Below are 13,078 nucleotides of genomic sequence, written 5' to 3'. Positions count from 1 at the left end.
CATGTTATTATCCCCGACGGTTACCGTACACATTGTAACTTATAACAGCGCTGAAGATATCGAAGTTTGTCTGAATGCCGTTTTGCGGCAGACGTACGAACTTCAGAAAGTTATCGTTATCGACAATGCCTCGGTGGACGGTACAGCGGAACGCGTACGTAACTATATCGAACGAACGGAAAGCCGTATCATTCAACTCATTTCCAATCCCTCGAATACCGGCTTTGCCCCTGCGCATAATCAGGCGATTCGCATGACGGAAAGCGATTACGTACTTGTTCTTAATCCTGATGTAGAGCTTGGGAACGGATATGTGGAGCGGCTTGTCAGGGAGATGGAGCGGCAACCGGAGATCGGAAGCGCTACAGGACTGCTCCTTTTCAAGGATTCTCCCGGAACGGTGGACAGCACCGGTCTCGCCATGAACGGAATCTGGCGTGCTTTTGACCGGGGAGCCGGGGAGCCGGCGACAGCCTGGAAGGAATCAGGCGAAGCGTTTGGCGTGTCGGGCGCAGCGGCGCTCTACCGGAGGGAGATGATCCGGGAGATTTCGCATCAAGGCGAATTTTTCGATGAGAGCTTTTTTGCCTATAAAGAAGATGTCGACGTCGCCTGGCGGGCGGGGTTGCTCGGTTGGAAAGCGTACTATTGCGCGGATGCGAAGGCAACCCACGCCCGTGGCTGGAAAAAGGGCGGCCGCAGCTCGAAGCCGCTGTTTGTACGCAGATACTCCTATATTAACCGCTATAAGATGATCTATAAAAATCTTACCGGCTATCGCTGGCTAACGTATTTGCCGAAGCTCTTGGCCTATGAGCTGGCTAGTCACGGTTACATTTTGCTAAGGGAACCGAAAGTGCTCGGAGCGTGGGGCGGATTTTTTAAGCAGCTCCCGCAATTAAAGGAGAAACGAAGGGCGATTCTGGAGAAAAGACATCTATCAAAGGCGGATCTATAAGCGGAGGATCTATAAATCGTTACTCTCGAAATCGTTACTCTCGAAAATGTCAGCGGATCCCTATTGTTGTCCGCGTTCAAGAAAACCATCTAATCATAAGACGCGGGACATACAGTAAAATATCTAATGTCAAGGTCATGATGTCAGCAAATCGCTCGCTTTTGGTTCTGCTCCATTTCATGGTTTGGCACCTCGCATTGGAAGAGATTTACTTTAAGTATAACAGCAACGAAGCACATAAAAAAAGTAAATTGAAAAATTCTTACACAACTATTTAAGGCGGTACCTATGATATAATGTCGATAGATTACTATATTTGTCAGGAGCGTTGCCCGGTGGATTTAAGCATTGTCATCGTAAATTACAACACATGCCGCTTAACGGTCGATTGTCTGCGGTCGGTTTACGCGTCGGAAACGGACTACACCTATGAAGTGATCGTCGTCGACAATTATTCGCATGACGATTCGGTAGAGACGATCCGCCGCGAATTTCCCCAGGCAACGTTGATTGAAAACAGGCAAAACACGGGTTTTTCGTACGCCAACAACCAGGCGATCAAAATATCAACCGGCCGTTACGTCCTGCTGCTGAACTCGGATACGGTTATTCAAAAGGATACGCTCGACATCATGCTTTCCTTTATGGACAGCCGTCCTGAGGTGGGAGCTTCCGGGTGCAAGGTGATTCTGCCGGACGGATCGCTGGATAAAGCGTGCAAGCGCGGGTTTCCGACGCCTTCGGCTTCATTTTATTATGCTTTTGGGTTCTCCAAACGGTTCCCGAACAATCCCAAGTTCAATCAATACCAGCTCGGCTACCTGGATCCGGATGAGGAATATCCGATCGACTGCCTGGTCGGGGCGTTTATGATGGTCCGCCGGGAAACGATCGAGCAGGTCGGCTTGTTGGACGAGGATTACTTTATGTATGCGGAGGACACGGACTGGTGTTACCGGATCAAGCAGGCGGGATGGGTCAACTACTATTATCCGCGCACGACGATCGTACATTACAAAGGGGGCAGCGCGCCTCGCCGTCCGCTAAAAATCATTTATGAGTTTCATCGGTCTATGATTCTTTTCTATCGCAAGCATTATCGGAAAAATTACAACATATTCGTGAGTGCGGCCATTTACGCCGGGATCGCCGTACAATTTACCCTGGCTTTGGTGAAATCGGCATTGGCCAAACCCGCAAAGCGGCCGGCGCCGGCGGCTGCGCAGAGTCAAGGGTCCGGCCGGGACGTCGGCATGAACGGGTAGGCTGCCGCTCCAAGAACACGGTTAGTGACAGGCGTCCAAGGGCTTGAAGTTTATTTAGGGAGTGTAGAAATGAATTCGTCCGTTTCGATGAACAATCGCAAAATCAAAACGACCAATCTGCTGATCGCGGAGAATATCACGGCGTACAAAAAAAGGACGGTACGTCTGGAGTGGATTCTCAATTTTTTCCTGATCGGCTTCGAATATATCCTGTATGTGCTCAGCTTTTTGGCGTTGTTTTCACTCCGCGTGCTGCCTGCTTACAACATGAGAAGCTGGTCAACGCTGTTTCATAACTTGGAGCATCTGCCCATCGCGTGGGACTACGGAGTCCTCCTGGCGGTCATTTTCGCCATTTATGCGCTGTACAGCACGCACAACGGCCTGTATAAATGGGACCGGGACATCAAACTCATCGACGACACGTTCACTGTCTGCAAAGCCGTGTTTTTTTCCTTTTTGATCGCGTTGGGACTTATCTTTTTTCTCCAAACAGGGGTAGTGTATTCCCGGCTCGTCATCTTGTCGTTCGCGGTCATGATCGTTGTGTGCGCTTTTGTGTCCCGGCTGCTGCGGATGGGTGTCATGCTCCTCCTCAAACGGACCGATATATACAGCAAAAACGTGCTGATCATCGGGGCGGGGCGCGTAGGGGAGGAAATTCGGGACAATCTGTTTGCCAGCAAAACGAACGGCTATCGTTTCGTCGGTTTTTTGGACGATTACAAAGCGGGGAACAACCACGTCATCGGCAGCATCGATCAGGTTGAAAAACTGCTGCAGCACTACCAGATTCACGAAATTTACATTACGATCCCGTCCGAGCGGAAAATCATTAACGAGCTGATCACGAAAATCCGCAAATACGACGTCCGCATTAAAATCATCCCGGAAATGTTCGAAATGGTCACCTCCGGCGTTGTGTTTGACCAGGCTTACGATTATCCGTGCATCGAGATCGTTAAAACCCCGTTGCGCGGTTTAAATCTGATTTTGAAACGAGCCGTCGATATCGTGCTTGCGAGCCTGGGGCTGATCGTCATCTCGCCGCTGCTGGCGGTGGTGGCGGTCTGCATCAAGCTGGACTCCAAGGGCCCGGTTATGATCAAGCAGCGGCGCATCGGCAAAAACGGCGCTCCTTTTGGCATGTACAAATTCAGATCGATGGTGGAAAACGCCGAATCGCTAATCCATCAGCTGGCCGCTCATAACGAAGCGGATGGACCTGTTTTTAAAATGAAAAACGATCCCCGGATTACCCGGGTGGGGCGGTTTATCCGCAAGTATTCGATTGACGAGCTGCCGCAGCTGATCAATGTCGTTTTAGGCCAGATGAGCCTGGTCGGCCCCCGGCCCCCGCTGCCCCAGGAAGTGGAGCGGTATACCGATTACGAATGGCGCCGCCTGGACATCCGCCCCGGGATTACGGGGCTTTGGCAAATTAACGGGCGCAGCGATCTGCCGTTTGACGAGTGGGTCAAGCTTGACCTCTATTATATTGAGCATTGGAGCCTGGGGCTGGAGCTGAAAATTATTTTCAAAACAATCCCGATCGTGCTCAAAGGCACCGGGGCTTATTGAGGCGCAGGAAGATAAGATAGGACATCGTAAAAATACGATAGACAACCAAGATAGGAAGTTTCTTGTCATGAAAAACAAACTGAGGTATAACGCAGCAATCATCATCGCTTGTCTTGTTCTTTTGCTGGCGAGCCTGTCCGGCCGGCAGCAGCCGCAGGGGCAAGGATTTACCGCCCACCGGATGGTCGCGCACGCCCTCGGCGGAATTAATGGAATGACGTATACGAACACCTATGAAGCTTTCATTGCAAACTATGAAAAAGGTTTCCGCATTTTCGAAGCGGATTTGCTGCTGAGCAGCGACGATCAGCTCATCGCCCGCCATGAGTGGGGCGAAAGCTTCACCAAAATGATGGGCCAGCAGGACGAACTCGAGCCGGACCGTCATAGTGCGATCTTTTCACACGAGGAATTTAAGGCGGCCAAAATCATGGGCCAATACGAGCCGCTGGATTGGGACGACATTTTGGGGCTGATGGAGCTCTATCCGGACGTGTATTTCGTGACGGATACGAAGCAGAGCAAACCGGAGGAGATCCAGCGCATTTTTACCCAGATCGTCGCCAAAGCGAAGGCGAAGGACCCGGCGCTGCTGGATCGGATCGTGCCGCAAATTTACAATCGTCCCATGTTGGAGCCGCTGAAGGAAATTTATCCGTTCCCGTCGGTGATTTTCACGTTGTACCAGACGACCGACACGGATGAGGAAGTGGTGCAGTTTGCCAAGGAAGCGGGCATTACCGCCATTACGATGTCCGAGCAGCGGGCGAATTCCCGGCTGATCTCGGCGCTGAACCGGATCGGCGTAGTTTCTTACGTACATACCATAAACGATCCGAAAAAGATGACGGCGTTCAAAATGATGGGGGCTTACGGCTTTTACACCGACTTTTTGACTGAAGACGATGTGGCCAAGCCGGGATGGATTTTGGCTTTGGGGCGGTAAACCGGGGGAGGGCTAGATTGTTGGTTGCAGTCTTGGAGATTGTCCCAAGCAGTTGAATAATTGTATTTTCTACAGTTGGATTTCAAGATCAACGCCTGAAGAGACGAATAGTTGCGAAAGCTGCAATTAATGATATCGAACGAGCACGGATGCCCTTATGAGCACCAATCTAACTGCATGAAATGCAACTAAAAAAGAGCTGAGAAGCAACTTCACCGCTAATAATTGTATATTTTACATTAATCGGACTTTGCCGTTTCGGTTTGAGGAATCATGCGGGATAGGCGCCTAAGGGCGCTTTTTTTGTTCGCCTGCCATGCGAACATTGACAGGGATTCCACGGTAACATAGACTAGAAAAAGAATAAGAAACCGGGGAGAAAAAGAGTCTCTCAGACGGTTTGACGAACAACGATGATTACGTTGAGCGGACGAGAACGGGGCGGAGCAGGATAGGCCCCGTTTTTCGCGGGCGCGGGACGGGTTGGGAGCCCCGGCTCCTTCTTCCCCGATCCCCGCTGGTGAATCCTGTAGGCATCGATTTATTGGAGGAATTCGCTTGAATCAAATGATAGCATCCTGGCGGCACGTATTTAAGCTGGATCCGGACCGCCCGCTGGATGACCGGGCCTTGGAGGCCGTGTGCCTGTCCGGGACCGACGCGATTATGGTCGGCGGGTCGAGCGGCGTAACGTATGACAATACCGTCGATTTGCTCTCGCGCGTGCGCCGGTATGAAGTATCCTGCGTGCTGGAAGTGTCCGACCTGGAAGCCGTCGTGCCGGGCTTCGATCTGTACATGATCCCGATCGTGCTGAATGCCGGTCATCCGGACTGGCTTATCGGCCAGCATGTCCGCGCGATCGAGAAGTACAGCTATATGATCCCATGGGAGCAGTTGATCCCGGAAGGATACATCGTGCTGAACCCGGAGGCGACCGTAGCCAAGGTTACCGCAGCGAACGCCGGGCTCGACGCCGCCCAGGCCGGCGCTTACGCCCAGTTCGCCGACAAGTTGCTTGGGCTGTCAATCGTGTACGCGGAGTACAGCGGCCAGCTGGGCGATCTGGAGCTGGTGTCGGCGATGCGCCGGACGCTGGAGCGCTCCCGTCTGTTCTACGGCGGCGGCATCACCGATGCCGAGTCGGCCCGACGGGCGGCAGCGGTATGCGACACCGTCGTTGTCGGCAACGCGGTATACACCGACCTGGAGCAGGCGCTGGAAACCGTGGCGGCCGTCAAGGGAACGCGATAATTTTTTTAAGTACGTGTTCAAAAAGCCGGTTCGACGCTGAATCCGCTGCTTGGCCTGCTTCGTGATAAGACAAACATCTATCGGCGCACATTCCAGGAAGACAGACCGCGTTTAGCGGAAGTTTTTCTTGCGATATAAGGAGGCCACGCCCAGGAAGCCCTGGAAACATATTTTTTCTTATCTCTTCAAAATATGATTTTTTGAACTACCCCTTTAAGAAAGGAAGGTGCATGAACATGCAACCTGTTAACATACAAGAGGCGGTCAACCGCCTGAACCCGCAGCAAAAGCAAGCGGTGGAGGCGACGGAAGGGCCGCTGCTCATCATGGCCGGTGCGGGCAGCGGCAAGACGCGCGTGCTGACGCACCGCATCGCCTATCTCATCGCCACGCGCAAAGCGCCGCCTTGGGCGATTTTGGCGATTACGTTTACGAACAAAGCCGCCCGCGAAATGCAGGACCGGGTATCCCTGCTTGTCGGCGGCGCGGAAGGGCGGGACATTTGGGTGTCCACGTTCCACTCCATGTGCGTGCGCATTTTGCGGCGGGACATCGAGCGGATCGGCTTCAACTCCAACTTCAGCATTCTCGATTCGACGGACCAGCTGTCGGTGATCCGCAACTGCATGAAAGAGCTGAACATCGACACGAAAAAATTCGAGCCCAAGGCGGTTCAGGCGATGATCAGCACGGCTAAAAACGAACTGATCACGCCGCAGCAGTACGAACAGAAAGTCGGGGATTATTTTGAAGGCATCGTCGCCAAAGTGTACGTCATGTACCAAAAACGGCTGCGCAGCAACAACTCGCTCGATTTCGACGACCTGATCATGAAAACGATCGAACTGTTTAAGGAAACGCCGGAAGTGCTTGATTTTTACCAGAAAAAATTCCAATATATCCACGTCGACGAATACCAGGATACCAACCGCGCGCAGTACATGCTGTGCCGGATGCTGGCCGACAAACACCATCGTATCTGCGTGGTCGGCGACAGCGACCAGTCGATCTACCGCTGGCGCGGGGCGGACATCAGCAATATCCTGAATTTTGAAAAAGACTATCCCGAAGCCAAAACGATTATGCTCGAGCAAAACTACCGTTCTACTTCGACAATCCTGGACGCCGCCAACGCGGTGATCGGCCAAAACACGGGGCGCAAGCCGAAAAACCTCTGGACCGATAAAGGCGAAGGCGACAAGATCAAGGTGTACCGCGCCGATTCGGAGCATGACGAAGGGTATTTTGTTACCTCGGAAATTCATAATAGTGTGAAAAATGGCCGCCGCTACCGCGATCACGCGATTTTGTACCGGACCAACGCGCAGTCGCGGGTGATCGAGGAAATTTTGATCAAATCGGACATCCCTTATCAAATTGTCGGCGGCATCAAGTTCTATGACCGCAAAGAAATCAAGGACCTGCTCGCTTATTTGCGGCTGTTGTCCAACCCGGACGACGACATCAGCCTGACGCGGGTCATTAATGTTCCGAAGCGGGGCATCGGCGACACGACGGTGGCCAAGCTGGCGGACGCCGCCGCAGAGCGCGGAACATCGATCTACAGGGTGCTGGAAACGGTGGACGACCTCGGGCTGGCGGGACGCACGCGCAACGCGTTGGTGGAGTTTTACGACATGATTGCCGCCTTGCACCAGATGGTTGATTACCTGTCGGTTACCGAACTCACGGAAAAATTGCTGGAAATGACCCATTACCGGCTTGAACTGCAAAACGAAAACACGATCGAATCGCGGTCCCGCCTTGAAAATATCGATGAGTTCCTGTCGGTGACGATGGAATTCGAGAACAACAACGAGGACAAGTCGCTCGTCGCGTTCCTGACCGATTTGGCGCTGATCGCCGATATCGACAGCATGAACGATAACAGCGACGCCGACAAGCCGGCCGACGACGCCGTCGTGCTGATGACGATGCACAGCGCCAAAGGCCTGGAATTCCCGGTCGTGTTCATCATCGGCATGGAAGAAGGCGTGTTCCCGCACAGCCGCGCGTTCCTCGACAACGAGGAACTGGAGGAGGAGCGCCGCCTGGCGTACGTGGGCATCACGCGCGCCGAGGAGCGGCTGTTCCTCTCGTGCGCGCAGATGCGCACGCTGTTCGGGCGCACGACGGCCAACCCGCCGTCCCGGTTCCTCGATGAAATCCCCGAGGAACTGAAGGAGGACGGCGGGGGCGCGCCGCGCGACCGCTACCGCCGTGGCCCGGGCGTCGGCGGCGCCTACAGCGGCCGCGGCTTCGGCAGCGCCGGCGGCGGGAACTTCGGCCGCTCTGCCGACGGCGGCGGCCTGGGCTCGCGGTCCGCGGCTGCGCCGGGCGGACCGGCCGGGCGCGGTAACGTTATCCCTCTGCGAGGGCGGGATAACGTTACCGTGACCACCGGCGCGCCGGGAGCCGCGGCGGCCAAGGCGGCGAACCCCGGCGACTTCAGCGCCGGGGACAAGGTCTCCCATGCCAAGTGGGGCGTTGGCACGGTCGTCTCGATCAAAGGCTCCGGCAACGATACGGAGCTGCAGATCGCTTTTCCGGCGCCGGTCGGTGTGAAACGCCTGCTCGCCGGATTCGCCCCGATCACCAAGGTCACCGACGGCGAGTGAGGGGGGCGGCCGTGCTGCTTTGGCTCGTACACGCCTGGCTCGAACCCTGCCTGGGCCGTACCGTGTCTGGGCCGTACCGTGTCTGGGCCGTACCGTGTCTGGGCCGTACCGTGTCTGGTTCGTACCGTGTCTGGGCCGTACCGTGTCTGGGTCGAACCCTGCCTGGGCCGTACCATGCCTGGGTCGAACCGTGCCTAGCTCTTACCATGCCTAGCACGTACCATGCCTAGCACGTGGCAAGATAAAGAAACGGAGAACTTTACCATTCCCGTAGTCTCCAAAGTATATCTCCCCCGATCTGGGGAACTGATGATAGTAGATGGCAACAGGGACCGGTAGCAAGGGTCTGGCCATCTGCCGTGCAGCACGGGGGCGAAGCGCCGGGAGAAGTGCCGGAAGAAGTGCCGGAAGAAGCGCTTGCGTTAGATTATGCGTGTGCGGCGCTGTTGGCGGAGGGCCGCTGCAAAGCTCAGGCCGATTCACTTAAGAAAATGCATGCCGGCGGTCAGGCCGGCCGAAATGGCCGAAAACACCGGTTTGTCCGGCGGTTTTCTCTGCCGGGCTGTGTCGGCTGCCCGAAATAGCGGCATTTTTTGTCGCTATCTGTCCGAACTTTGTCTTCTGAAATAAATAGCGGCAAAAAATGTCCTTATCCGGCCAGATTGACCCGAATTGCAGCCATTTCGTGGTGTTAGCCTAAAAATAGCGGCATAAAATTCCCTTAATCCGGCGAAAACGCTCCAACCAAGACAAATAACGCCCTAAAAGGCCGCTAATATCACAAATGTCACAAATGTCACTAATGTCACTAATGTCACTAATGTCACTAATGTCACTAATGTCGCTAATGCCACTAATGACGCTAATGCCACTAATGACGCTAATGCCACTAATGACGCTAATGTCACTATTGTCGCTAAATTCGCTATTATCACTAATTTCACTAATGCGCTAATGTCGCTTTAACTCTTGCAAAGACAACTTGTCGCCCTGATACTTTTCGGATTTCCCGCAAAGCTCAGGTTTTTGAGTGACACTATCGCCTGCCGGAACTCTAACGGTTGCAGCAGCCGCTATTTTCCGAAAAAGGTCCTTTTCTAAATTGTAACGGTTGTGAGAAGCGTTATTTGCCTGAATCTAAGCAAAATGAGTTGGGTTTCAGTGAAATAAGCGCTATGGCAACCGTTACAATTTGAAATCAACGTTATTGGAACAAATAGCGGCTGTGGCAACCGTTAGAATCTCTCGATCATCAATGTCGGCGTTTGGCCATAAGCCGGTCCGCCGCACCAATGTTAATTTTGAAGCGGAGCCATTCCCGGGCCGATCCCGGAATGTTCCGTTTCTATATATATAAGGAGGGTTGTCCCTGCATGGATGTTATGCAAAAAATGAAGCAGCTCGTAGAGCAATTGAACAAGTACAACTATCATTACTACACCCTGGATGAGCCGTTGATCAGCGACAAGGAGTACGATCAACTGTACGACGAATTGACCGCTTTGGAGGCGGAGACGGGCGTGACCTTGCCGGACTCGCCGACGATGCGGGTGGGCGGCGAGCTGCTGCAGGGATTCAAGCCTCACCGGCATCTGGCTCCTTTATGGAGCCTGGATAAGGCCCAAAACGAGGAGCAACTGCAAAGCTGGAACAACCGGGCAATCAAGCTGATCGCGGATTATAACACCAAAAATCCCGAAAATCCACTCCCAGAGCCGACGTATGTCGTCGAACTGAAGTACGATGGACTGACGCTGAACTTGACTTATACGGACGGCAACCTGGTGCAGGCGGCGACCCGGGGGAACGGCGTTGTGGGCGAAGGCATTTTGGCCCAGGTGAAAACGATCAAGTCCGTGCCGCTGACCATCCCGTACCGTGAGGGCACGATCGAAGTGCAGGGCGAAGGCATCATGAATTTGTCCGTACTGGCCAAATACAACGAAACGGCCGCCGAACCGCTCAAAAACGCCCGCAACGCCGCGGCCGGCGCCCTGCGCAACCTGAATCCGCGCGTCACGGCGGAGCGGAAGCTGAGCGCTTTTTTCTACAACGTGGGGTATTCCGATCAAGTCCGGTTCCGGGACCATCGCGAGATGATGGAGTTTCTCAAAGAGAACCGTTTTAAAGTCAATCCGTTCGTGACCTACCACAGCAGCTTCGATGAGGTGGTGCGCGAGCTGGAGCGGATCGTGGAGCGCCGCGCTTCGCTCGATTACTTGATCGACGGAGCCGTCGTCAAAATTACCGATATGCGCACCCGCGAGGTTCTCGGCTACACGGATAAATTCCCGCGCTGGGCGGTGGCGTTCAAATTTGAGGCGGAAGAAACGACCACGGTGTTGGAGTCCGTGTCCTGGAACGTCGGGCGTACCGGCAAAATCACGCCCCTGGCCAAGGTCGAGCCGGTGGAGTTGGCCGGTGTCACCGTGCAGAACTGCACGCTCAACAACGTTGGCGACATCGAGCGGAAAAACCTGAAGTTTGCGCTTGGCACCCGCGTCTTCATCCGCCGTTCCAACGACGTCATCCCGGAAATTCTCGGCAAAGTGACGGAAGAGCAGGACGGCGGGGAGATCGTCTTTCCGACTGTGTGCCCGGCATGCGGCACGCCGCTGGAGCAGCGCGGCGCCCATCTGTTCTGCAACAACCGGCTGGGCTGCAAACCGCAGATCGTCGCCCGCATTACGCATTTCGCGTCGCGCGACGCGATGGACATCGAGACGTTCAGTGAAAAAACCGCCGAGCAGCTGCATGACGAGCTGAACGTTCATGAACCGGGCGACCTGTACACGCTGAAATTCGATGATCTGATCAAGCTCGACCGCTTCGGCGAAAAGAAAGCCAACAACCTGCTGGAGGCGATTAAGCAGAGCAAAGGCCGCGACCTTGCTTCCTTCCTGTTTGCGCTGGGCATTCCGAACACCGGTAAATCGACCACTAAAGTGCTCGCCGACCATTACGGCAGTTTGTCCGCGGTGATGTCGGCAACGGTGGAGGACTTAATCACCCTGCCGGACATCGGCGGCATCGTGGCCGAAAGCATCGTCTCGTTTTTCGCCGATCCGTTCCAGCAGGCGGGCATTCAGAAGATGCTGGATCAGGGCGTGGCACCGAAGGCGCCGGACAAACCGGCGGCCCCGGTGACGGATTCTTTCTTCTCCGGCAAAACCGTCGTCCTGACCGGCACGCTGCACCAGCTCGGCCGCGATGAGGCGACCGCCCGGCTGGAGGCGCTTGGCGCCAAAGTGACCGGCAGCGTGTCGAAGAAAACCGACCTCGTCATCGCCGGGGAGAAAGCCGGCAGCAAGCTGGCCAAAGCCCAGGAGCTCGGCATTCCCGTGATCGAAGACGAGGATGAATTTATCCGGCTGTTAAACGAAAGCAACGGATAGCCCACAAGCCCCGGAATAGCCTATAACCTGGGATAGCCCATAACCTGGGATAGCCCACCCCCCCCTGAAAACGGCACAATCGCCGGTTTCGGGGGTTTTTATTTTTCTGCCGGTGTTGATGATTAATATTGACAATCAGCCGGGAGTTAGCTATTATTCTTTTCGGCATTACTCTGTACAAAGTAATATGTTTGTATTAAAAATACACAAAAAGGAGCGTGTTTCCAAAGATCTGTTGAGATCTGCCAAGGTATTCCAAGTTATTCATGGTCTGCTAATGTCTACCAAGGTCTACCGAGGTCTACCAAGGTCTGCCGCTAAAAGGTAAATGCAATCATAATCGGATTGAGTATTGAAGATGTTTGCCAAAAAATTCAGCCTACTGGGGTGGAGTGCGTGAGTAAGAAAAAAATTTATTTAATTCTAGTTGCCTTGGTTGTAATAAGCGGCGGGGCGTTAGGCTGCTACTACTGGTACCAAGGCGCTCATTATGTGAAAAGCGATGATGCGCGTATAGCTGCGGATCAGTATAGAGTGATGCCGCAAATCACCGCCAAGCTGGATCAGATTTATGTTGAAGAAGGCGATACGCTCAAGAAGGATGAGATGATTGCTGTCCAGGATGTATCCGGCCTGGACTCCAGTTCCATCAGCAAAGCTGTGCTGCGTGCCCCCATTGACGGTACGGTGATTAAGCTTTACTCCCATGAGCAAGAGATCGCGTCGCCCAGCACCGCGGTAGCGGTAATGGCGGATATGAGCAGCCTGTATGTTTCAACCAATATCGAAGAAACCGACATTGGCCGGATCAAGCCGGGGGAAGTCGTCGATGTAACTCTGGACGCTGCGGGGGGGCAGGTCATTCAGGGGAAAGTGAGCAATGTCGGGCAGGCCACCAACTCCGTATTCTCGGCAATTCCAGCAACGAATACGAGCGGCAACTTCAACAAGGTTACGCAGCGCATTCCGGTGAAAATTGCCTTGAATATACCGGAGGGAATGGAGCTGATCCCAGGAACAAACGTCGAAGTCAGAATTCATACTCCATAGGGGGGGATTGG

Annotated in this window: 9 protein-coding genes; all 9 read left to right on the top strand. The window is 54.0% G+C overall.

Annotated features, from left to right (window positions below):
• The first annotated feature begins 1 nt into the window (after position 1).
• The 9 genes from NYE69_RS32060 to NYE69_RS32020 all read left to right on the top strand — a co-directional run bounded on the left by NYE69_RS32060 (position 2) and on the right by NYE69_RS32020 (position 13,067).
• Positions 2 to 958 carry a glycosyltransferase family 2 protein gene (locus tag NYE69_RS32060; RefSeq protein WP_213509776.1) on the top strand — a complete coding sequence of 319 codons (957 nt, stop codon included), beginning with the start codon at positions 2 to 4 and terminating at the stop codon, positions 956 to 958.
• A gap of 335 nt (positions 959 to 1,293) precedes the next feature.
• Entirely contained in the window at positions 1,294 to 2,223 is a 930-nt protein-coding gene (locus NYE69_RS32055; protein WP_036619445.1) for a glycosyltransferase family 2 protein, read from the top strand.
• 69 nt (positions 2,224 to 2,292) lie between these two features.
• The gene (locus NYE69_RS32050) at positions 2,293 to 3,804 is read left to right on the top strand and encodes a sugar transferase (protein WP_051985236.1); all 1,512 of its coding nucleotides are present in this window, start codon (positions 2,293 to 2,295) and stop codon (positions 3,802 to 3,804) included.
• Positions 3,805 to 3,871: 67 nt separating this feature from the next.
• Positions 3,872 to 4,750, top strand: coding sequence for a phosphatidylinositol-specific phospholipase C/glycerophosphodiester phosphodiesterase family protein (locus NYE69_RS32045; protein ID WP_051985237.1), 879 nt, complete (start codon positions 3,872 to 3,874; stop codon positions 4,748 to 4,750).
• Between the two features lie 567 nt (positions 4,751 to 5,317).
• Complete coding sequence (locus tag NYE69_RS32040; protein WP_340930594.1) at positions 5,318 to 6,004, top strand: heptaprenylglyceryl phosphate synthase; 687 nt, start codon at positions 5,318 to 5,320, stop codon at positions 6,002 to 6,004.
• A gap of 236 nt (positions 6,005 to 6,240) precedes the next feature.
• The gene (gene pcrA, locus NYE69_RS32035; protein ID WP_340930074.1) at positions 6,241 to 8,622 is read left to right on the top strand and encodes a DNA helicase PcrA; all 2,382 of its coding nucleotides are present in this window, start codon (positions 6,241 to 6,243) and stop codon (positions 8,620 to 8,622) included.
• A gap of 359 nt (positions 8,623 to 8,981) precedes the next feature.
• Positions 8,982 to 9,206 (top strand): hypothetical protein, encoded by a 225-nt coding sequence (locus NYE69_RS32030; protein ID WP_340930072.1) that lies wholly within the window; start codon positions 8,982 to 8,984, stop codon positions 9,204 to 9,206.
• A 789-nt stretch (positions 9,207 to 9,995) separates the two neighbouring features.
• On the top strand, positions 9,996 to 12,017 hold the full coding sequence (gene ligA, locus NYE69_RS32025) for an NAD-dependent DNA ligase LigA (RefSeq protein ID WP_340930070.1): 2,022 nt from the start codon (positions 9,996 to 9,998) through the stop codon (positions 12,015 to 12,017).
• Positions 12,018 to 12,413: 396 nt separating this feature from the next.
• On the top strand, positions 12,414 to 13,067 hold the full coding sequence (locus NYE69_RS32020) for an HlyD family secretion protein (protein WP_340930068.1): 654 nt from the start codon (positions 12,414 to 12,416) through the stop codon (positions 13,065 to 13,067).
• Positions 13,068 to 13,078: the final 11 nt, after the last annotated feature.

It is taken from the genome of Paenibacillus sp. FSL R5-0527 (genome assembly GCF_038008055.1).
Taxonomy (GTDB): Bacteria; Bacillota; Bacilli; order Paenibacillales; family Paenibacillaceae; genus Fontibacillus; species Fontibacillus macerans.
The sequence above is the reverse complement of the archived record's forward strand: the minus strand, read 5'-3'. Positions and strand labels throughout refer to the sequence as shown.